Below are 20117 nucleotides of genomic sequence, written 5' to 3'. Positions count from 1 at the left end.
GGCAAGGGCGAGAGCCGCCGGTGTCGACAAAGTTGCGTTGAAAGCGGGTTCGGTGTTGTGGCGTTGGTGGCGTTGCCGGAGTTAGCCGTGATGCGTACGAAGCAGAGTATCCTTGGCCTCGTTCACCCGGGCGGCGAGGTACGTCGACCCCCCTTGGTCGGGATGCAGTTTCTTCATGAGCGCGCGGTGGGCACGCCCGATCTCGTCTCGCCCCGCGCCCGGCTGCAGGCCAAGGATCTGATAGGCCTCCTCTTCCGTCATTTTGGAGCTCGACGCCGCGCGGCCCTGCCGCCCTGCCGCATCGCCCTGCGCGTGCTGACGCCAAGCGGGAAACCGGCGGTCCAGATAAGTTTCAAGTAGAGCGACGCTGTCGGCATCGAGGCTCGGCGTCATCGCGGCGAGCTGCGCCAGATCGAACTCGTCCAGCGACCGGCCGGCATGGGCGCCGGCGACAAAGCGGCCCTGCATCTGCCCGCTGTCATGATCGAGCACCATCTCGATGAATTGCGAGCGCACCCGCGAGCTCTGACCCGACGAGCGCTGCCCACCCAGCCCGAACATGCTGCCGACATTGCCGAGACCACCGGGTGACCAGCCGAGCAGCCCCGCCCCGAACAACCCGATCGGGATCGCCACCACCAGCTCGCCGCGGAGGCCGGTGAAGGCTGCCACCGCAAGGCAGCCGATACCGCCGGCAACCTTGATCGCGCGCGCCAGCGCCGCCGGATTCGCGTTCCGGAACATCTGCAGCAACAGATAAAGGGTGATGACGGCGACGGCGCCAGCGATCAGTGTCATGGCCCGAATATAGGGCGTGCCGGGACAAAAAGCATGATCGGCTGCGTCCGCGACCGGCAGGCTCGAGCCGCTGCGCCGGGCTTGACGTTGGCGGCCGCCGAAATCGATCTCTACTTCATCTGCCCGATCAGGCGTGCCGCGCCCGCTTCGGAGCCGGCCAGCCGGAGCAGCGCCGCCCGGCCACCCGCCGCGTAGGCCGCGGCGGCACGCAGAAGGTCGCGCAACTGCGCGGATGCGCCGGGATCGAAACGGCACCATGCTCCCCCCGACAGCCGCGCCATCTCGCGAAACGCCTGCTCGGCCGCGGGCTCATTGCCCTCCTGGAACATGAACAGCGGAACCTTCAGCAGCCCGAGCTCGCCGGCCTTTGCGCAGAGCACGTCGACATTCTCCTCCATCGCGTCGCCAACGAACACGACGGCGCGGATTCCGGATGCTGTCGCATGGCGCCGCGCCTCGGCAAGAACCTTGCCGATCTGGGTCTGGCCGCCGCGGCAATCGATCTTGCCCATCAGCCGGGCGAGCTCAGCGCTGTCGGATATCCAGCCAGTGGCGCGGCATTCATCGAAGCCACGATAGTACACCAACCGGATATCGAGGCTGCCGAGTGCGGCGGCCTCGCGAAACATGTCGGCCTGCAGGGCACAGGCCATGTCCCAGGTTGGCTGGCGGCTCAGGGTCGCATCAAGCGCAAAGACGAGACGGCCTCTGGTTCCCTGAGCGGCAGGAGCCATGGCCTTGGCCTGCGCAACGAACGCCGCAACGGCGTCTGCCGTGGAACGCTCATTGTCGGGCAACCGCTGCTGGCGCGATCCCTCTTCGGCCGAGGTCAACGGGGCAGAACCGGGCTTCGAACGATCATCGACCATGCACGCACCTTGCTCGGACGCGCATCATGTGGGCAGGCGGACGGACGGCTTCAACGACGGCAACGCATCTGCCCGCCGACGTGGCAGGCAAGGATCAGGCGAGGCTGGCGCGCGCCCCGGCGGCTTGCGCGCTCAATGCGTCAGCGGCTTGGCCGGCGTCGCGGTCTTGCCAACCGGCGCATAAGGCGCGACGGGACCCGGATCGAGCAACGGGGTCTTGGTCTCGACCGGCCCGATGTCGCTGGTGCTGTCGCTATCGGCGAGGAACTTGTCCAGCATGGCCTGGATCGACGACTTGGCGTCGTCAGGTCCGGTGTCGCGCATGTCGTTGTGCTGGAAGTCCGTCTTGACGACGGTGATGCCTTCCTTCTCGCAGATGTCGTCGCTCGGGATCACGCCGGGATCGGTCTTGAATTGCGGGTCCTTCGAGCGGAACGACAGGATCTTGAACTTGCCGTCGGTGACGAACGGGACGCGGAGGTTGTCGAGCGTGACGACCTTCCGGACGTCTTCGGGATACTGCTTGGCGAAATACATCGAGATGTCGCCGCCCATCGAATGACCAACCATCGTCAGATGATCATAGTCGGCATTCGGCTGCACCTGGTGCATCTGCTCGACGGCGAACCGGATGTTGGCGACACCGCGCTGGATCTGCGGCAGCCGGCCGACATAGGGCTCGCCGACCTTCGTCACCATCGGCGCATCGGTCGGCAGGTCGTGCTGGATGCTGACCGCCATGTAGCCGCGCGCAGCAAATACGTTGGCCAGGAACGAGTACTCGGTGAACTTGACGGTGTTGCCGTGATTGAGGATCGCGACCGGCAGCTTGATCATGCCGGCTTCGGCCTGCATCTCCTTGTCGCGCCGGACGGCCACGGCGACCTCGACCAGCCGGTTGTCGCGCGAGGCGTCATAGAACCTGATGGTCTCGTGCCGGATAGCCCACTTGCTCGCGGTGAAGTAGCCGACCGCCGCCAGCACGCTGACAGACACAAGAACGGTTATTCCACGCTTCATGTTTGTCCCTCGGGAGCACAATCAAAGGTAGTTTTGAACCTGTAAGACTCTCGCGACCCGTTCTGTTTAATATATGTAACGGCGCTGTGACAGGAAGACCAAATGTTGTGTATCCGTCGCCCGTTCGTTGTGCGCCGCACCTAGTTGCTGTGCAGCATAGCTGGGTTCCGCCGCCCGTCTCTTGCGACTTGAGCCCTGAACGTCAGGTTCAAATCAGTCATGAATTTGACGGTAATCTAGCGAAATTGGCGGCTGCGGCGTTGACCTGAGACAAATCTTCCTCCGTCCGCCCCCAAACAGGCCGGGCGCGCCGTTACCCGCCACCGCTGTCCGCAGATTGTTTAACCAAGCCGGGCGCACGTTCAACGCGCACAATGTCTCAGGCGAGGTCTCGCCCGAATGCGGACGGTATTCAGGCGCTGATGATGTCGTGCAGGTCGAGTGGCTTGTCGACCTGGGCGAACCATTCGGCGCGGTTCGCGGCGCGGCGGCGGCCGCGCTCGTCCAGCGGCAGCTTGAGCTGGCGCAGCAGGCTGGTGACCTCCTCCCGGGCCGTGACGTGGCCGAGATTGGGGCGGGTGCCCAGGGTCGCCTCGTCGATGTCGTCGAGCGCGGTCAGTCCGCGCGGGAAGAACTCACGGTAGACGACGCGTTCGGCAAAGCCGTCGATGGCGCGAAAGCCGAGCCGCAGCGACAGGTCCTTGAGGCCGTCGGCGACCAGTTGCTTGTTGCGGGAGCCGAGCATCGACAGCCGGTTGCGGACCACGATCCAGTCGGTCATCGCACCGTCCACCTGGCGGCGCTTGCGCCGGACGTCACGCACCATCTCCGCATAGTGGCTCTCGCCGGTCACGGCATAGGTCGCGGGATCGACCGTTCCCAGCACGTCGAAGTCGAGGAAGCTGTCGTTGATCGGCGTGACCAGCGTATCCGCCATCGAATGCGCCAGGCGCATCAGGTAGCTGTCGTTGCCGGGCGTATCGATGACGATGAAATCGAACGAGCGTTCGACGGCGCTCACGGCCTCCATGAACTGCTGGAACTCGGTGTTCTCGTTCTCGTCGATCTGCAACGTCCGGCCGAGCTGGATGCAGTAGTGCGTCGGCAGTTCGAGGCGCAGTCCGGTGCGGCGCGCCCAGGCGCTCCGGTTGTTGATGTAATGGGTGAAGCTCTGCTGGCGGCAATCGAGATCGATCGTGGCGACACGCTGGCCGGCCTTCAGGAGTGCCACGGCAATGTGCAGGGCGGTGGTCGACTTGCCCGACCCGCCCTTCTCGTTTCCAAGCACAACCACGTGGGCCGAGCCCGATTGTCCTTGGCTAGTTTGCACCAGCATGTTGTCGACCTCTTACGATCATCTTCGAGTCACGGTCGTCTGCGGTCAAGTGAAATGCATCGTCATCGTGAATCCCACGGGGGACGCATCCTCCGCTACTACTTGACGCGCGCGTTTACCAACTCCGCATCGGACGCGGAGACGTGCTAACAGGCGTATTCAAGTATGCTGAGCGGCGTGTCGCGTTCTTGTTAAGGGCAGTCGCCCGAGCGTCAAGGCCGAACAGTGCAACCGCAATTTTTCGCTGTGAGATCGAGCAAAAATGTCACGAAGCCCGCGCGTCGCCCGCACCGTTTCCGCCCTCCGCCGCGAGCTCGACAGCTTGCGCGCGAGAAAAGCCAGCATCGCGCTCGTGCCGACCATGGGCGCCCTGCATGAAGGGCACATCTCGCTGGTCCGGCTGGCGAAGCGCCGCGCCGACAAGGTGGTCGTCTCGATCTTCGTCAACCCGACTCAGTTCGCGCCGACGGAGGATTTCGGGTCCTACCCCCGGACCTGGAAGGAGGATGTCGCGAAACTCGCGGCCGAGCGCGTCGATCTGATCTGGCATCCCGACGCGAAGGCGATGTATCCGGACGGCTTCGCGACGCGGATCGTGCCGGAGGGCGCGGCATTGGCCGGGCTGGAGGATCGCTTCCGTCCGCATTTCTTCGGCGGGGTCGCGACCGTGGTCGCCAAGCTGTTCACGCAATGCCGGCCGGACGTCGCGATCTTCGGCGAGAAGGACTATCAGCAGCTCCGCGTCGTCGCCCAGATGGCGCGCGACCTCGATCTCGGCGTCCGTGTCGTCGGATCCCGTACGGTGCGCGAACGCGACGGACTCGCGATGTCGTCGCGCAATGTCTACCTCACGGCAGACGAGCGGCGGGCGGCGCCGACGCTGCACCGTGTCCTGAAGGAGCTGGCGGCCCGGCTGCGCGCCGGCGACGACATGCAGGCGGCCATTGGGGATGGCGCCGCCGCGATCACCGAAGCCGGCTTTGCCTTGGACTATCTCGAGGTCCGCGACGCCGAGACGCTGGCGCCCATCGCCCCGAACGAGTCAGGACCGAAACGCATCCTGGTCGCGGCCAAGATCGGAACCACGCGACTGATCGACAATATCGCCGCGTGAGCCGCCGGGAGACCAGCCGTCCGCCAACACCGTGAGCGCGCCCTCGCCCGCAAGGCAGAGGCAAGGACAACTGACGCCGCGTCGAGCGTACGCCCGGCCCTTGCGAGCGAGGCTGACTTCCGCCTCGCGTGAGATGCTCACGCGCAACACCACCGGCTCATCAAAGTGCTACAGCAGGCCGAGATCGCGCAGCTCGCGGCGCAGCGGCTCGGGCATGGCTTCGACGCCCGCCGCACCGGACTTGCCGAGATCGGCCGGCGCATCCTCGGCCGTCAGATAGCGCCAGCCCTGGAACGGACGCATCGGCCGCGGCGACACCGCGATCACCTTCGGCTGCATGATGATGCGGCACCGCCCGATGCCGTCGCCGTCGCGGAACGGCTCGATGCCGACGATCTTCTCGCGCGCGGCGACCTCACCGCGAATCACCCAATACAGCGAGCCGCCGGCGAGGATGTCCTCGACCCGTTTCGGCGTCATCCGCGTGACATGGACGTGCTGCTGCGGCAGGCCCTTCTTCTTGGCCGCGAGCATGCGCTCGGCGATCCACTCCTTCAGCTCTTTCACGGACTCGCAGCCGACGGCGAGCTTGATCAGGTGCAGAGGCATGATGGCGGTTCGACCAGCGGGATCTATTCGTTGTTGGCGGCCGGCTCGGCGGCCTCAGGCGCCGCTTGAGGCGCCGCAGCGGCCGGCTTCGGCTTCGGCGCGGCCTTCTTGGCCGCCGGCGGCGCCTGGGCGTGGCTGGCAGCCACGGTCGGTGGGGCTGCGGGCGGCGCAAGCTGCGTCGGCGGTTTCGGCGCGGCGGCTGCCGGGGCGACCGAGCGCGTCGAGGCCGTCGGCTCGGGATTCATGATGCTGACCGGCGGGGTGTTCGCCGAGCTGGGAAATTCGGCGGTCGTCGGCTTGCCGTTCGGCGCCGACGGCGCCAGCCCTGGAGGCGCCAATCCCGCAAAGGTCCCAGCGGCCGGTTGGCCCGGCGCCGCATTCCACTGCGAGGCGTAGCGCGTCACCAGCCCCTCATAGGTCCGCCCTTCCATGTTGTTCATCAGTTGCTGGCGATCACCCACGGCACGGAACATCACGCAATCGCTCGGCGTGCAGCGGTCGCGTGTCAGCAGCACATAGGCCATCAGGCCATAACGATCGCGCTCGACGGCGCGGCGCAGCGCCAGCAGCTCCGCGGTCATCACCTTGTTGGCGCTGGCGACGTCGCCCACCTGGGACAGCCGGCTCAGCATGCCCGCCGCATAACTGACGGCCGCGGCGGTCATCTCGGCCGATCCGAACAGGCTCTTCTCGCAATTCGCGAGCACCAGATCGCCGGCGAGATCATCCACGCAGGCCAGGGCGGGTGCCGAGAGGCCGACGGAGGCGGTCACCGCAGGATCGCCATTGGCGCCACGCGGGGTCGCATCCTGGCTCCGCATCATCGACGCCACCGCAATCCCGACCGCCAGCAGCGTGATCACCGTCAGCGCGCCGTTGGCGACCGATTTCTCGGCCCTGAGCAGCGTCATCAGCACGACCAGTGCAAAGAAACCCGCCGCGGCAACGGTGAGCCACATCGGGAACGCCGGTGAGTTCAAGAGCTGATCCAACGAGGAAGGCCAGGTCGAGTTCATGCGCGCTTGTTCCTGACGCGGGCCAGCGAAAACGGCCCCGATGGCGTCCCTACATGGGACGGCCGTGAAACGATCATCAAATTCAAATGATCACCCGATCGATTGCGGCCCCACCAAGACAATAAGACGATTCCATACGCCTGCGGGCGCCGGATGGTGTGGAGCTACCCGCTATCCCCAAAGGGATCGCGCAGCAATCGTCATCGCCTCGCGCCACGGCTCCCGAACGCGTGGCAACTCCCCCTCTCGCTTCGGCCATGTCTCCGGCGGCCGCGTCCGCCGACGCGGCACGTCATCTTCAAGACAAGGCCAATTGGCTCTCTCTGGCAACCCGCTCGAAGGCTTCCGTCGAGCTTTTGATCCGATACTGGCAGTCGTCGTCTTCCGTCGGAAGCTGGCGGATGATCTCGTAGGTGCCTGTGGCGGCCGGACGCGAGACGTTGCTCGCGGTGAAATAGACGGTCGCCCCAATGGGGAACTTGTGTTTCAACGCCCTCTCCTGCTCGCATGCCGGCAAGAGCCCCTGGTCCCGCTGCCCGGGCCGGCGTGTCTTTATAAATATCGCCCTTATATCACGCCGCCGCCCGCCCTGACCAGCGACCTCACGACATGGCAAACGCGGAGATTGCGAGAGTCTTCAACGGGATGGGCCCGCAAACGGTATTCTTGGACGAGCGGCTCGGGGTTCGCTCGTCCACCACGGACCAAATCGCGAACGGACGAGGCCGCTCAGATGTTCTCGACCCGCTCGATGACCCAGTCCTCCGCGAGGCCGTCCTTCACCCAGGCCGCGAAGGCCGGCATCGCCATCATCATGTCCATGTAGGCGCGGGTTTCGGCGGCGACCGGAATGGCGAAACTGTGGAAGCGCGTGACCACCGGCGCGAACATGGCGTCGGCGGCGCCGAAGCGGCCGAACAGGAACGGCCCGCCATGGCCGTAGCGGGCACGGCAGTCGCGCCAGATGTCCTCGATCCGGGCGATGTTGGCCTTGGCATCGGCAGACAGCTCCACCGGCCGCACCGGCCGGTGCAGGTTCATCGGGCATTCGTTGCGCAAGGCCGGAAAGCCGGAGTGCATCTCCGCGCAGACGGATCGGGCATGGGCGCGCGCAGCGGCATCGGCGGGCCACAGCCCCGCCTGCGGGAAGCGCTCGGCGAGATATTCGATGATCGCGAGCGAATCCCACACGCTGATCGCGCCATCGATCAGGATCGGCACCTTGCCGGCCGGGGAATGCTCAAGGATGCGCGCCTTGTCGGCGGGATCGGCGGTGTAGAGCGGGATCACGATCTCATCGAAGGCGATGTCGCAGCCGCGCAGCGCCAGCCACGGCCGCATCGACCATGAGGAATAGTTCTTGTTGCCGATCACCAGCTTCAGCGTCATGTCGCACCGTCTCCGTGTTGGGCGTGGACGGCCCGCGCAGCCGCGCCGTCGACGCTCATGCTATGGGCGACGCATACAGGATGATCGGCCGCTGCGTCGACACACAAGCGCTACGCCCCAGACCACGCGCCCGTCACCGTGCCGTCGCCGGCCGCAGGGTAGATCAGCGGGCGAAATCCTGCGGCGTGAACGACATCTCGATCACCTTCCACTCGTTGTAGCGATCGGGAGGCAACATCGCGTAGGGCTGGCAGGCATTCAACGCCTGGACCGCGCTCTCCTTGAGCTGGATCGCCTTGGAGGCTGCGACGACCTCTATCACCTCCGGCTCCGTCGCCAGCCGTCCATCCGGTGTCATGCCAAAGCGCAGCCTGATGAGCACGTTGTCCGACAGCGACAGCGACGCCGGCAGCCGCGCGCAGCTCCTGACCTTCTGCCTCAGGGCCGCTTCCAGATTGGCGGCGAGGTTCGTCGTCGCGGTCGGCCCGGCGTCCTTGCCGTCCTCCGGGCCGCCGGGACGGGGCAACGGTGACAGCGGCTCGGGTAGACCGAGCATGACCCCATACTTCACCGTGAGATCCGGTTCGGGAGGCACATAGGTCGGCGCGGGTGCCGGCACGGGTGGCGGCGCCGGCTTGACGGCGGATTTGCTCTCCGCCTTTGCGGCCGTCTTCACCGCCTTGGGCGATGCAGCCTGCGCCGGCTGTTTTGCCGCCGGCGCAGGCTGCATCGGAGGATTGGGGATCTCCCTGGCGTCCTGCGGGGGACTGGGCGGTGGCGGTGCGGCGGCCGCGGGCAAGGCGCTCGGGTCCGGCTGCGGCAGCACCAGATCCGGCGTCGGGGATGGCGATGGCGTGGCGACCGGCTCGGGCGTCTTCTGCGGCTCGTCAGCGTCGACGATGTTGACCTCGATCTCGTCGCTCTTGGGCAGCTCGTAAGGCCGGACCGAGGTCGAGACCACGACCCCACCGGCGATTAGGAGATGCGCGAGCACGGACGCGGCGATGCCCCAACGGATGAACTGCCAACGTTCCATGCTGCTTCACTACGCCCGCGCATGAGCGAAGGCGCGGGCGCGCCATCGCTCTGATCATCGGCAGGGAATGCGGCAGCCGCCGTCGTGCGGCCCGCCGGCCGCTCCCTGTCATGTCAGGCTGTAGCACAAATGCGCGGGCGCCGCCCTCAATCCCATTTCGGCGCAAAGGCGAAGTTGGTCATCCGTCCTTCGGGGCTGCCCATCGCGAAGATGTCGGCCATGTCCTGCTCCGAGAGCTCGAAATCGAACACGTCGAGGTTCTCGGACAGCCGTTCGATCTTGGAGGTCCGCGGGATCGGCACGACGTTCTGCTGCACCAGCCAGCGCAGGCAGATCTGCGCCGGGCTCTTGCCATGGGCGCGGCCGATCCGCGTCAAGGTCGGATCGTTCTTGATCCTGCCCTTGGCGATCGGGCTATAGGCGACGAGCGCGATGCCATGGCGCGCGCAGGCCTCGCGGACCTTGGTCTGATCGAGATAGGGATGATACTCGACCTGATTGCACACCAGCGGCTCCGGCGATGCCGCCACTGCCTCGTCGAGCAGACCGACCGTGAAATTGGACACGCCGATATGACGTGCGAGCCCGAGCGTCTTGGCATGGGCCAGCGCGCCGAGCGTCTCGGTCAGCGGCACGTGCGGATTGGGCCAGTGCAGCAGCAACAGGTCGACCTCGGAGACGCGCAGCCGGACCAGGCTCTCTTTGGCCGAGCGCTCGAGATCGTGCGGCGCAAAATGCGTGGTCCACACCTTGGTCGTCAGGAACACCTCGTTGCGCCGGACGCGGGACGCACGCAGGCCCTCGCCGACCTCGTGCTCGTTCTCATAGACCTGCGCGGTGTCGATGTGCCGGTAGCCGAGAGTGAGCGCCTGCTCGACGATGCGGCTGCAGGTGCGGCCACGCAGCTCCCAGGTTCCGAGACCCAAGGCGGGAATCCTGGCACCATTGGCCTCGATCATCAGCATGGCCGTGCACTCCAGAGCGCGTGCAACATTATGTAGGCACACGCTGGGCGTTGCCAACGCACGACCCGTGGTGGGCTTAAGTCTTGGCTAAAGCCGCGAAGACCGTCTCGGGCGCGTGCGCGATGACGGTGAGCAGCGCGCGCGCCGGGCCGCGCGGCATGCGCTTGCCCTGCTCCCAATTGCGGATGGTCTCGACGGGCACACCGAGCTTGGCGGCGAATTCCTGTTGGGTCAGATGCACCCGCCGCCTGAGATCGCGCACTTCGAGCGGAGCCGCGGGCGCCAGCGGAATCTCCTCCCCGTCGCGCAGCTCCACGATCCGTCCATCTGCCTTCAGCCGCAAGCGTTGCATCGTCCGACTCCGTGTCGAGCGACAGTCTCGCCGAACCACGTTAAGGCCGGATTAACGATATAAGTCGTTCAGGCGCCGGGGTTATTTCAGGCCGAACCAGAGCGTGGCGATGCCGAGAAACGAGAAGAAACCGACCACATCGGTCACCGTCGTGACGAAGGTTCCGGAGGCGACGGCGGGGTCGGCCCGGACCCGTTCGAGCACCATCGGGATCAGAATGCCGCCCAGCGCACCCGCGACGAGATTCGAGATCATTGCAAGCCCGATCACGATGCCGAGGCCGGGCATCTTGAACCACGCCACGGCGGCGATGCCGGTGACGAGCGCAAAGGCCAGGCCATTTACGAGCCCGACCAGCCCCTCGCGCATCACCACCCGCATCGCATTGTTCGGCCCGAGCTCCCGCGTCGCCAGCGCGCGCACCGCCACCGTCATGGTCTGGGTCGCGGCATTGCCGCCCTGACTGGCGACGATCGGCGCGAGCACGGCGAGCGCCACCATCTGCTGCAACTGGTCCTCGAACAGGCCGAGCACCGATGACGCCAGGAACGCGGTGGCGAGATTGATCAGCAGCCAGTTGAAGCGGCCCTTGGCGATGGTCCAGACGCTGTCGGACAGTTCCTCGTCGCCCGACACGCCGCCGAGCGCCTTGAAATCCTCGTCGGCCTCCTCCTCGATGACATCGACCACGTCGTCGATGGTGATGACGCCGGCCAGCCGGTTCTCGGCATCGACCACGGGGGCCGCGACCAGATTGTACTTGCCGAACAGCCGCGCCACCTCGGCCAGATCGTCGGTGACGGTGACGCGACGGCGGTCCTCGTCGATCAGATCGGCCAGCGGAACCGGACGGCGGGCGCGCAGCAGCGTATCGAGCGACACCGCACCCTGCCAATGCCGTGCGTCGTCGACCGCATAGATCTCGTAGAACCGCTCGGGCAGATCCCGCGTCTCGCGCATGTAGTCGATGGCCTCGCCGACCGTCCAACCCAGCGGAACCGCGATGAACTCCCTCTGCATGCGGCGGCCGGCCGAGCCCTCGGGATAGTCGAGGCTGCGCGCGAGCGCGTCGCGCTCGGACGGCGGCAGGCGTTCGAGGATCTCCTCCTTGTCCTCCTCGTCGAGGCTTTCCAACAGCTCGACGGCGTCATCGGATTCGAGCTCCCGCACGCCCTCCGCGACGGTCGCGGGCTCGAGCTCCTCGAGGATCTCCTCGCGGACCGCGTCGTCGACCTCGTTCAGCGCGGAGAAGTCGAAATCGGTGCCGGTCAGCTCGACCAGCCGGACACGGTCGTCCGGTGCGAGCGCCGCGATCAGGTCGCCGAGGTCGGCCTCGTGCAGCTCGGCGACCTCGGCGCGCAGGAACGCCTCGTCCTCGGCGGCGATGGCCGCCGTGATGGCCGCGATGAATTCGGCGCGAATCTCGCCGGATTCCGTGCGCATCGGCGCGCGATCGCGTAGAGTTGCATCAGCATGGGCAACGTCCGATGTCTCGTTCATGACGTGCCTCACGCGCTTGATTTCAGAGCAAATGGTCTGATTTGTGCTTTCACGCATTACATAATCGGCAACAGCGAGCGCAACGGGAAAAGATGCGGCCTTGGCGATCGATGACAGGATGGGTAAACGCGGCCGGCGTCGTGGCGGCGCTGCTCGCGGCTGACGTCACCGCGGCCGCGCCTGCCGCATGCCCGCACGAAGGTACGCTCGGCACGTCGCGCATTCTCACCGTCGACGCCGCGACACATCCGCGCGTCGGACTGAAGAGCTTCCCGGACACGCTGCCGCTGCATGACGGCGAAGTGGTTCTGACCTTCGACGACGGCCCGTCGCCGCCGATGACCGACAAGGTGCTGGCCGCGCTCGCCAGGGAATGCGTGCGCGCGACCTTCTTCCTGGTCGGCGAGCCTGCGTCGCGCCGCGCCGCGTGGGTGCGGAAGATCGCGGCCGAAGGCCACACCATAGGCCATCACAGCTTCACGCATGCGAATCTCGCGCACATCACGCCGGAACAGGCCGTCGATGAGATCGATCGCGGCATCGCCGCCGACGAGAAGGCGCTCAACGGCGCGGAGACGACCACGCCGTCGACGCCATTCTTCCGCTTCCCCTATTTCGAATCGACACCGGCGACGCTCGACCTGCTGCAGTCGCGCGGCATCGTCGTGTTCGGGGCCGATCTCTGGGCCAGCGACTGGAACCCGATGTCACCGCAGCAGACGCTGAAGCTGCTGACCGCCCGGCTGAGCCAGGCGCGCAAGGGCATCATCCTGCTGCACGATCCTCAGCCGCGCACGGTCGCCATGTTGCCCGCGTTCCTGCGCTACCTGAAGAACCACGGCTATCGCGTGGTCCATGTGGTTCCGAAGCAGCCGGCGGATGTGCATCACGAGCAGCGTAGCGAGCGCCCTTCACCTGCGCCGACGCCGCCGCACGAAGGTGGTTAATCCGTCGTTCAGGGCCGCTGTCTACGCTCGACGGCCGTGATCGCGGCGATTTCTGCCGCTTGCAATCCGGCAACAGCCGCGCGCAAACCGGAACCCGGAACGATGTCATCTCGCGACAGCCGAACATCCCTGCTATGTCTTGGCGGTCGCTTGCGCCTTCCGCGCGGCTGCGACACATCATCGAGCGTCGAAGACCCTGGCCGAAGGCGTCGGGACGGTGAAGGGAATGTGAGCAGCGTGATGCGTGATCGTCGGTGGGCTTGCGTCGGACGGCCAACATGGCTCGCAGTGCTGTTGGGCACCGTCGCCTGCTTCGCCTCCAGTGTCGGATCATCGGCGGCATCGGCAGCCGATTGCCCCGGACATCCCAACGCGCTCGGCACGTCGCGCGTCCTGGTGGTCGATCCGCGCGAGCATCCGCGCATCGGCGCGATGCAGTACAAGGAGACGCTGCCGCTGAAAGATCACGAGGTCGTCATCACCTTCGACGACGGCCCGCTGCCGAAATACAGCAATCAGGTGCTGCAGATCCTTGCCGATCAATGCGTCAAGGCGACGTTCTTCACCATCGGCCGCCAGGCCAAGGCCGATCCGGAGGGCGTGAGGAAGCTTGCGGCCGCCGGCCACACCATCGGCACCCACAGCCAGAACCATCCGCTGAGCTTCAACAAGATGACGCTCGACCAGGTCAAGCCCGAGGTCGACCAGGGGATCGCCTGGACGACCGCGGCGCTCACCGATCCGTCGGCGCTGTCGCCATTCTTCCGCGTGCCCGGCCTGCTGCGCGGCGACGCCGTGGAGAGCTACGCCGCCTCGCTCGGCCTGCAGGTCTGGAGCGCCGATTTCCTCGCCGACGACTGGCGCAACATCTCCGGCGCCAAGGTCTACGAGCTCGCGATGAAGCGGCTGGAGGCGCGCGGCAAGGGCATCCTGCTGCTGCACGACATCCATGCGCGCACCGCCACGGCGCTGCCGAAGATCCTCGCCGAGCTCAAGGCCAAGAACTACCGCATCGTCCACGTCGTGGCGGCGACACCGGACCGGCCGGCGACGCCGACCGAGCCCGAGGACTGGCTGGTGCACCGCCCGTCGGACGAGACCCCGGTGGCGCATTGGCCCAAGATCGCGCCCGTCGATCTCGCTGGCGCCGATACGGGGGCCCGGGCCAGGCTGGACGATTTCGGGATTCTCAACGTGCCGGCGGCCGTCGCGCGTGTCGCGCAGAAGCCTGCATGGCCGCGTCCGCCGCTCGCGCCGCGGCTTGCGGCGCCGGCCTTGGCAGCGCCGGCGTCCGATCTGTTCGCATGGCCGCCTGTCGCGCCGCTGTCGGCGCAGCGGCGCCAGCTGGCCCGGCTCGAGAGCCCGGCCCCGAAGGCTGTGGCCGCCAAGCCGGCGCCGCGCCCGGTGCGCCTCGCCAGCCTCAGGCGGCGCTGAACATTCGCAGATGTTGCAGGTGAGGACGCGGGACAATTCGCCCGCGCCGCGCGCGATCAGCTCGAGACCAGCTTGCTGACGCAGAGGATGACGGTGGCCGCCAGGAAGAACAGGTCCATGTAGGACTTCTTCTCGCCGTCCTTGCGCAGCGATCCGACGTCGGACACCACCTGCCTAGAGACCACCTGCCCCACCGGCCCGTCGCCCAGCATGCCGGCCAGACGGCGAACGTCCGACTCCATCTTCTCGATCCGTCCGAAGAAGTGGAAGGTGCGCACCACCGTGACGGCGCGCATGCCGGCATAGATCAGCACTACCAGCGCCAGGACGGCGCGGTTCTGGTACTTCTCGACGTAGTTCAGGCTGAGATAGACGGCCGCGAGAAATACGAAATTCGAGATGAAGCGGTACATGAGGCCCGTGAAGTTCATCTGCTCCCCCACATGATGTTCGGATCACTGGCCGACGACAGAACTCACGAAACGCGTTTCGCCCCCGCGTCCTGGTCCAACCGGCGTCACCCTAGGAGAGCGGGCTTGCGAATTCGTGAAGTGGAAATTTTGCAGCGCCAGAACGGCGCAGAACAGCCACGCTTGGTAAACAAGGGACTGCCCGGCGGGCACCGCTGCAGCCTGCAATTGCAGGACTGCAACGGCGCTCGCAGCTATGCGCCGAATCGCGCCGGTGCGCAGGCGGCGACGTCGACGCTCGGCGCTTCGCCGCTCATCAGCTCGGCGAGGATGCGGCCCGTCGCGGGCCCCAGCGTGAAGCCCTGGTGGCCGTGGCCGAAATGCAGCCACAGGCCCTTGTGACGCGCCGCCTGGCCGACGACCGGCAGCATGTCGGGCATGCACGGCCGCGTGCCGATCCACGGCTCGGGCTCGACCGGCTTGCCGAGATCGATGAGCTGGCGCGCGGCAGCCTCGGCCTTGCCGAGCTGAACCGGGGTCGATTTCGCATTCGGCGATGACAGCTCGGCACCGGTCGTGATGCGTACGCCGAGCGCCATCGGGTTCATCAGATAGCCGCGCGCCGCATCGCGCAGCGGCAAATCGAGCGGCGCGCCGCCGGTGTAGTGACGGTGATAGCCGCGCTTGCGCACCATCGGGATGTCGTAGCCGAACCGCGTCAGGAACTCCGGCGACCATGGCCCGAGCGCGACCACCACGGCCTCGGCCTCGATGCGTCCCTCCGCGGTGGTGACGGCCCAGCCGCTGCCCGCCTGCGCCAGCGTGGTCGCGTCGCCGCGCAGCAGCTTGCCGCCGCGGCGCGTGAACAGCTCGGCATAGGAGGCGACCAGGCTACCGGGATCCGACACGGTCCACGGCTCCTGCCAGTGCAGGCCGCCGATGCCGCTGTCGATCAGCCCGGGCTCGGCCTGCTTGAGCTGCTGGGCGCTGAGCAGCTTGAACTTGACGCCGAACGCCTTGCCGACCGCTTCGGCCTCCCTCGCCTCCTTGTCGAACTGCGCCTGCGTCCGGTGCAGCACGCGAAAGCCGTCGCGGCGCACGAGGTTGCCGGCCCCGGCCGCGAGGATCAGGGGCTCGTGCTCGGGCGCGGCGCGCGCGATCAGTTGCGCATAGGTGCGCGTCAGCACCTCGTGGCGCGCGGGGAACGAATTCCACCAGTATTGCAGCAGCGGTCGCACATGATAGGGCAGCGCCGCGAGGCTGTAGTGCACGTCGTTGGTGCGCGCGAGCGCGATGTCGAGCACGCCGGCGATATCATAGGGCATCGCGTAGGGCCTGACGGCCTCGCTCTGGATGATGCCGGCATTGCCGTAGCTGGTCTCGCGGCCCGGCTCCCTGCGGTCGACCAGCGCCACTGACCAGCCACGGCTCTGCAGGTGCAGCGCCGTGCCGACGCCGACCATGCCGCCACCGAGAACGATCGCGCTTTGCATCGTCATCACTCCTGCTTAGGTCCGCGCCGCCGCGACGACGGTGACCTCGATCTTCACATCCGCGATCATCTGCGCCTGCACCGTGGTGCGGACCGGCATCGGGTCCTTGAAGTGCCTGCGATAGGCCTCGTTGTAGGCGGCGAAATCCGCCTTGTCGGCGAGGTGCACCATGCAGGACACGATATCGTCGAGCGTCAGCCCCTCGCCGGCCAGCGTTTCCGCGATGTGCTTGAAGACGAGGTCGGTCTGCGCCGCGATGCCCTCGGGGATGCTGCCGTCATCGGCGACCGGAATCTCGCCGGACAGGAACACCAGGCCGCCGGCGCGGCGCACCAGCGAGAACGGCCATGAGGGGGCGTCGGACATCGTTAGTCGCTCCAAGATGTAGTGATCATGAGTGCCGCCTCAATCCCACGCCAAGAAGCCGGGCGTCTGCGCCAGCGGCGGCAGCGACGCGAGCCTTTCGAGATCGGGCCGGGGACGGCGCAGCTCGGCATCGTCGGCGAACGCGGCCTCCAGCGCCGCGGCAACGCCGAGCACCAGCGCGTCGCCGCCGCGGGGACCGACGATCTGCAGGCCGAACGGCAGGCCGTTGTCGTCGAGGCCGAGCGGCAGGCTCAGCGCGGGATGTCCGGCGAGGGTCACCGCGTAGGCGAGCGCCAACCAGTGGAAGTACGACCGCGTCGGCACGCCGTCGATCTCCGCCGGATACAGCTCCGCCCACGGCCGCGGGCTCAAGGTGATGGTCGGGCTGATCAGCACGTCGTGGCGTGCGAAGAAGCCCTGATAGGCGCGATAGATGCGGGTCTGGTTGGCGCTCGCACGCGAAAAATCCTCGAGGCTGTAGCCGAGCCCCTCCTCGACATTGGCGCGCACGTTCGGCCCGAGCATGTCGGGCCGCTCGCGAAAATTCTTGCCGTGCTGGGTGAGGAACAGCGAGGCGCGCAGCACCGCAAAGGTCTCGTCGGCGCCGCTGCAATCCGGTGCGCCTTCCTGCGCGTCGGCAAACAGCGGCGCGATGCGCGACACCCGCGCGCGGAAGGCGCGGCGGATCAGTTGTTCGGTCGGCGCAAAGCCGAAATCCTCGGTGAAGGCGAGCCTGAGCTTGTTGAGTTCGACCGCCGGCGGCACGGCCCAGCGCGATGGCGCGCCGCGCACGGCCTCGCCCGGCAGGGTGTAGGCTAGCGGATCGCGCGCATCGTCGCTCGCCATCACCGACAGCATCAGCGCGGTGTCGGCGACATCGCGCGCCATCGGCCCGTCGGTCGACAGGCACGACCAGCCATGGGCGCGCTTCTCGCTGGCGACGAGGCCGTAGGAGGGGCGCATGCCGACGATGCCGGAAAAGCCGGCCGGATTGCGCAAGCTGCCGCCGGTGTCTGACCCCGAGGCGAGCGGGGCCATGCCGCAGGCGAGCGCGACCGCCGAGCCGCCGGAGGAGCCGGCGGCCGAGCGCACGGGATCGAACGGGTTGCCGGTGGCGCCGAACACGGGATTGCGGGTGTTGCCGCCCGCCGCCCATTCCGGCGTGTTGGTCTTGCCGAAGATGATTGCCCCGGCGGCGCGCAGCCGCCCCACCGAGGCCTGGTCGACGGCCGGCACGGTGTCGGCCAGGATCGGGCTGCCATAGGTGGAGCGCATCCCGGCGGTGTCCTGGGTATCCTTGATCAGCACCGGCAGGCCGTGCAGCGCCCCCCGGTCCTCGCCCCTCACGATCTCGGCCTCGGCGACCTTGGCTGTAGCGCGGGCGGCCGGCTCGTCCAGGGTCACCACCGCGTTGACGGCCGGGTTCACCGCCGCAATCCGCTCCAGGCACGAGTCGAGCAGCGCGACCGGCGAAATCGCCTTTGTTTTCAACAGCTTGACCAGCTCGACGGCGGTCTTGTCGCAAATCGATTCCACGGGGCTTCTCTTTTCCGTTTCGGAAAACTATTTAGCATATAGGAAATCGAATGCACGACCCGAAAACGCATTGTTCCACCGCTGTCCACGCATGACCTTCGGACATTGGAGCACCCGATTGAATTTCCTGCTCTATGGGCCGAGATTGTCCGGGCTGCTCGGATCTCGACACGCCTGATCCGCTAACGGATTTTCCGGAGATCGCTTTGACAGATACCGCCATCAGCGCGTCGACCGAAGGCCCCCACTCCCAGCTCGGCCAGTGCCTGAAGGCGGCCCGGCAGGCGCGCGGCCTGACCCTGAAGCAGGTCGCCGAAAAGACCGGCATGGCGCTGTCAACGCTGTCCAAGGTCGAGAACGGCCTGATGTCGCTGACCTATGACAAGCTGCTGCAGCTCACCTCGGGCCTGCAGATGGACATCGCCGAGCTATTCAGCCCGGCTTCGCCGCGTCCCGAGGCGGGTCGCCCGGTGACCGCCCGCCGCAGCGTCAGCCGCGCCGGCCAGGGCCAGATCGTCAACACCAGGTTCTACACCTACACCTATCAATGCACCGACCTGATCGGAAAGCGCATGGTGCCGATGATCGCCGAGGTGCGCGCCCGCACGCTCGAGGAGTTCGGCCCCCTGCTCCGCCACAGCGGCGAGGAGTATTTCCTCGTCACCCGCGGCACCATCGCCGTGCACACCGAATTCTACGCCCCGGAGATCCTGCACGAGGGCGACGGCATGTATCTCGACAGCACCATGGGCCACGCCTACCTCAACGCCGGCGATGCCGACTCCGCGCAGGGTGTGTGTCTCTGTACGAGTGAGCAGGCCGATCTGTTCGAGCAGCTGCACCGGATTGCGAAGAAGGATGCGGTGGAGTGAGGTGAAGCCTCCGGCGTAACCCAGCGCACTCGCTGGGGCCCACAACTGAAAGTGCCCTCAGCAGCAGAGCGACTTCCGCAAGCTCACGACAGACGGCTGATGCTTCTCCACTCCCACCGAGCAGCGGAGGTGCGAAAGACCACAGCTACTAAGCCGGTCGGCACCGGCTCGTTCGCGGGACCTGTCATTGGGTCCAAACGATCGCGAGTGGCTCACGAGCCTGCCAGAAACCGTTCGCACCACAACCGGTGCGCCGATCTCTTTCCACAAGCGACTGATGCGCGCCTTGTCAGCGCCCGGCTCGACATCGACCCGCACGTAGAACGCGCCCGTCTCGTCTCTCGATATACCGACGGACTCGACCTCCGAAGCGCTGCAATCATCCGATGGACGACTGTCTCAAGCCCAAGTCCCGACCCGACGGGCGACTCGGCCCTTGCCTCCCCACGCCCTGGGCCCCCAATCATGGGCCAAGGTCGATGCGCGGAGATTCTCATTTCACGAGACGCCTCAAGCACATCACCCCTGTCCAGTCCGTCCGGCGAAAATATTCCGCTTTCTCATTTTCAGAAATCATGATTGAGTGCAGCCGTCCCGCCTCGGCACGAGGGGCGTATCGCGATCGTCACGGCACGCGGGGTGGGATGCGGTGGGCGCGGCGGTTCGCAGCATGACGAAGGTCATGCGGACGAACGAAGCCGTTGCGCCGGCGAAATCGTAGGGTCCTGGCCTCCCGATGCTGAGGCCAAGCTCGCGACAACGCGTTCGCGTTGCGCGGGTGACGGGGGCAAGACAGCCGGTCCCCGGGGAGAGGACGTATAAGCCGGAAAACCATCGCGCGGGGAATGCCGGGATGTCTCGGCTGAACCTGTGGTTCCTGCCGCCTGCATTCTTGTTCGCAGGCGGGCCATGGGTGCGGCCAGCACCCGGCATTCCCCGCGCCCTCGTCGTCGAGAGGGCGAAACGACCGGCACAGCTCGGGCGCCCTGCGCGCCGCGAGGCGGAAAGGACTTGCCCGGACGGCGCTGTCGATCGGGGCGAACACGGGATCGCTC

The 20117-nt window shown here is 66.8% G+C and carries 20 protein-coding genes; 4 read left to right on the top strand and 16 right to left on the bottom strand.

Annotated features, from left to right (window positions below):
• Positions 1–81: 81 nt before the first annotated feature.
• The 4 genes from QW887_RS19705 to QW887_RS19690 all read right to left on the bottom strand — a co-directional run bounded on the left by QW887_RS19705 (position 82) and on the right by QW887_RS19690 (position 4023).
• On the bottom strand, positions 82–798 hold the full coding sequence (locus QW887_RS19705) for a DnaJ domain-containing protein (protein ID WP_315718401.1): 717 nt from the start codon (positions 796–798) through the stop codon (positions 82–84).
• 110 nt (positions 799–908) lie between these two features.
• Positions 909–1667 (bottom strand): VWA domain-containing protein, encoded by a 759-nt coding sequence (locus tag QW887_RS19700; protein ID WP_315718370.1) that lies wholly within the window; start codon positions 1665–1667, stop codon positions 909–911.
• Positions 1668–1799: 132 nt separating this feature from the next.
• The gene (locus tag QW887_RS19695; protein ID WP_315718369.1) at positions 1800–2687 is read right to left on the bottom strand and encodes an alpha/beta fold hydrolase; all 888 of its coding nucleotides are present in this window, start codon (positions 2685–2687) and stop codon (positions 1800–1802) included.
• Between the two features lie 412 nt (positions 2688–3099).
• Positions 3100–4023 (bottom strand): division plane positioning ATPase MipZ, encoded by a 924-nt coding sequence (locus tag QW887_RS19690; protein WP_315718368.1) that lies wholly within the window; start codon positions 4021–4023, stop codon positions 3100–3102.
• 262 nt (positions 4024–4285) lie between these two features.
• Between QW887_RS19690 and panC the strand changes: the two genes are divergently transcribed.
• Positions 4286–5137: a pantoate--beta-alanine ligase gene (gene panC, locus QW887_RS19685; RefSeq protein WP_315718367.1), complete on the top strand. Its 852-nt coding sequence runs from the start codon at positions 4286–4288 to the stop codon at positions 5135–5137.
• A 168-nt stretch (positions 5138–5305) separates the two neighbouring features.
• Here panC and QW887_RS19680 read toward each other — a convergent pair whose 3' ends face one another.
• The 8 genes from QW887_RS19680 to mgtE all read right to left on the bottom strand — a co-directional run bounded on the left by QW887_RS19680 (position 5306) and on the right by mgtE (position 12004).
• Positions 5306–5746, bottom strand: a complete 441-nt coding sequence (locus QW887_RS19680; protein WP_315718366.1) for a DUF1489 domain-containing protein — start codon at positions 5744–5746, stop codon at positions 5306–5308.
• Positions 5747–5769: 23 nt separating this feature from the next.
• On the bottom strand, positions 5770–6762 hold the full coding sequence (locus QW887_RS19675; RefSeq protein ID WP_315827277.1) for a hypothetical protein: 993 nt from the start codon (positions 6760–6762) through the stop codon (positions 5770–5772).
• 298 nt (positions 6763–7060) lie between these two features.
• Positions 7061–7252, bottom strand: coding sequence for a hypothetical protein (locus QW887_RS19670; RefSeq protein ID WP_315718364.1), 192 nt, complete (start codon positions 7250–7252; stop codon positions 7061–7063).
• 239 nt (positions 7253–7491) lie between these two features.
• Entirely contained in the window at positions 7492–8151 is a 660-nt protein-coding gene (locus QW887_RS19665) for a glutathione S-transferase family protein (RefSeq protein WP_316171452.1), read from the bottom strand.
• A 163-nt stretch (positions 8152–8314) separates the two neighbouring features.
• Positions 8315–9187 carry a hypothetical protein gene (locus QW887_RS19660; RefSeq protein ID WP_316171453.1) on the bottom strand — a complete coding sequence of 291 codons (873 nt, stop codon included), beginning with the start codon at positions 9185–9187 and terminating at the stop codon, positions 8315–8317.
• A gap of 146 nt (positions 9188–9333) precedes the next feature.
• Positions 9334–10152, bottom strand: a complete 819-nt coding sequence (locus QW887_RS19655; RefSeq protein ID WP_315753005.1) for an aldo/keto reductase — start codon at positions 10150–10152, stop codon at positions 9334–9336.
• 76 nt (positions 10153–10228) lie between these two features.
• Positions 10229–10504: a helix-turn-helix domain-containing protein gene (locus QW887_RS19650; protein WP_315718360.1), complete on the bottom strand. Its 276-nt coding sequence runs from the start codon at positions 10502–10504 to the stop codon at positions 10229–10231.
• An 81-nt stretch (positions 10505–10585) separates the two neighbouring features.
• Entirely contained in the window at positions 10586–12004 is a 1419-nt protein-coding gene (mgtE, locus tag QW887_RS19645) for a magnesium transporter (protein ID WP_316187315.1), read from the bottom strand.
• A 110-nt stretch (positions 12005–12114) separates the two neighbouring features.
• Between mgtE and QW887_RS19640 the strand changes: the two genes are divergently transcribed.
• Positions 12115–12951 (top strand): polysaccharide deacetylase family protein, encoded by an 837-nt coding sequence (locus QW887_RS19640; RefSeq protein WP_316194846.1) that lies wholly within the window; start codon positions 12115–12117, stop codon positions 12949–12951.
• Between the two features lie 240 nt (positions 12952–13191).
• Positions 13192–14385, top strand: a complete 1194-nt coding sequence (locus tag QW887_RS19635; RefSeq protein WP_316193087.1) for a polysaccharide deacetylase family protein — start codon at positions 13192–13194, stop codon at positions 14383–14385.
• 56 nt (positions 14386–14441) lie between these two features.
• Here QW887_RS19635 and QW887_RS19630 read toward each other — a convergent pair whose 3' ends face one another.
• The 4 genes from QW887_RS19630 to QW887_RS19615 all read right to left on the bottom strand — a co-directional run bounded on the left by QW887_RS19630 (position 14442) and on the right by QW887_RS19615 (position 18190).
• A complete protein-coding gene (locus tag QW887_RS19630; protein WP_315718356.1) occupies positions 14442–14816 on the bottom strand; it encodes a hypothetical protein in 375 nt (124 codons plus the stop codon).
• Positions 14817–15049: 233 nt separating this feature from the next.
• Positions 15050–16288, bottom strand: a complete 1239-nt coding sequence (locus tag QW887_RS19625) for an FAD-binding oxidoreductase (RefSeq protein ID WP_316175130.1) — start codon at positions 16286–16288, stop codon at positions 15050–15052.
• A 15-nt stretch (positions 16289–16303) separates the two neighbouring features.
• Complete coding sequence (locus QW887_RS19620; protein WP_315753009.1) at positions 16304–16654, bottom strand: RidA family protein; 351 nt, start codon at positions 16652–16654, stop codon at positions 16304–16306.
• A gap of 39 nt (positions 16655–16693) precedes the next feature.
• Positions 16694–18190: an amidase gene (locus QW887_RS19615; RefSeq protein WP_316194845.1), complete on the bottom strand. Its 1497-nt coding sequence runs from the start codon at positions 18188–18190 to the stop codon at positions 16694–16696.
• 206 nt (positions 18191–18396) lie between these two features.
• Here QW887_RS19615 and QW887_RS19610 point away from each other — a divergent pair, with 206 nt between their 5' ends.
• Complete coding sequence (locus QW887_RS19610; protein ID WP_316194844.1) at positions 18397–19062, top strand: XRE family transcriptional regulator; 666 nt, start codon at positions 18397–18399, stop codon at positions 19060–19062.
• Positions 19063–20117 lie beyond the last annotated feature (1055 nt).

It is taken from the genome of Bradyrhizobium sp. SZCCHNRI3052, assembly GCF_032484895.1.
Classification (GTDB): domain Bacteria; phylum Pseudomonadota; class Alphaproteobacteria; order Rhizobiales; family Xanthobacteraceae; genus Bradyrhizobium.
Note: the sequence above shows the minus strand (reverse complement) of the source record. Positions and strands in the feature narration are given on the sequence as shown.

Bases quoted from the DNA above. Each gene is read 5' to 3' on its own strand.
- panC (WP_315718367.1), top strand. From the start codon at position 4,286: ATGTCACGAAGCCCGCGCGTCGCCCGCACCGTTTCCGCCCTCCGCCGC.
- QW887_RS19660 (WP_316171453.1), bottom strand. From the start codon at position 9,187: ATGGAACGTTGGCAGTTCATCCGTTGGGGCATCGCCGCGTCCGTGCTC.
- mgtE (WP_316187315.1), bottom strand. From the start codon at position 12,004: ATGAACGAGACATCGGACGTTGCCCATGCTGATGCAACTCTACGCGAT.
- QW887_RS19620 (WP_315753009.1), bottom strand. From the start codon at position 16,654: ATGTCCGACGCCCCCTCATGGCCGTTCTCGCTGGTGCGCCGCGCCGGC.
- QW887_RS19700 (WP_315718370.1), bottom strand. From the start codon at position 1,667: ATGGTCGATGATCGTTCGAAGCCCGGTTCTGCCCCGTTGACCTCGGCC.
- QW887_RS19690 (WP_315718368.1), bottom strand. From the start codon at position 4,023: ATGCTGGTGCAAACTAGCCAAGGACAATCGGGCTCGGCCCACGTGGTT.
- QW887_RS19630 (WP_315718356.1), bottom strand. From the start codon at position 14,816: ATGAACTTCACGGGCCTCATGTACCGCTTCATCTCGAATTTCGTATTT.
- QW887_RS19635 (WP_316193087.1), top strand. From the start codon at position 13,192: ATGCGTGATCGTCGGTGGGCTTGCGTCGGACGGCCAACATGGCTCGCA.
- QW887_RS19665 (WP_316171452.1), bottom strand. From the start codon at position 8,151: ATGACGCTGAAGCTGGTGATCGGCAACAAGAACTATTCCTCATGGTCG.
- QW887_RS19695 (WP_315718369.1), bottom strand. From the start codon at position 2,687: ATGAAGCGTGGAATAACCGTTCTTGTGTCTGTCAGCGTGCTGGCGGCG.
- QW887_RS19705 (WP_315718401.1), bottom strand. From the start codon at position 798: ATGACACTGATCGCTGGCGCCGTCGCCGTCATCACCCTTTATCTGTTG.
- QW887_RS19625 (WP_316175130.1), bottom strand. From the start codon at position 16,288: ATGCAAAGCGCGATCGTTCTCGGTGGCGGCATGGTCGGCGTCGGCACG.
- QW887_RS19655 (WP_315753005.1), bottom strand. From the start codon at position 10,152: ATGCTGATGATCGAGGCCAATGGTGCCAGGATTCCCGCCTTGGGTCTC.
- QW887_RS19650 (WP_315718360.1), bottom strand. From the start codon at position 10,504: ATGCAACGCTTGCGGCTGAAGGCAGATGGACGGATCGTGGAGCTGCGC.
- QW887_RS19640 (WP_316194846.1), top strand. From the start codon at position 12,115: ATGACAGGATGGGTAAACGCGGCCGGCGTCGTGGCGGCGCTGCTCGCG.
- QW887_RS19680 (WP_315718366.1), bottom strand. From the start codon at position 5,746: ATGCCTCTGCACCTGATCAAGCTCGCCGTCGGCTGCGAGTCCGTGAAA.
- QW887_RS19675 (WP_315827277.1), bottom strand. From the start codon at position 6,762: ATGAACTCGACCTGGCCTTCCTCGTTGGATCAGCTCTTGAACTCACCG.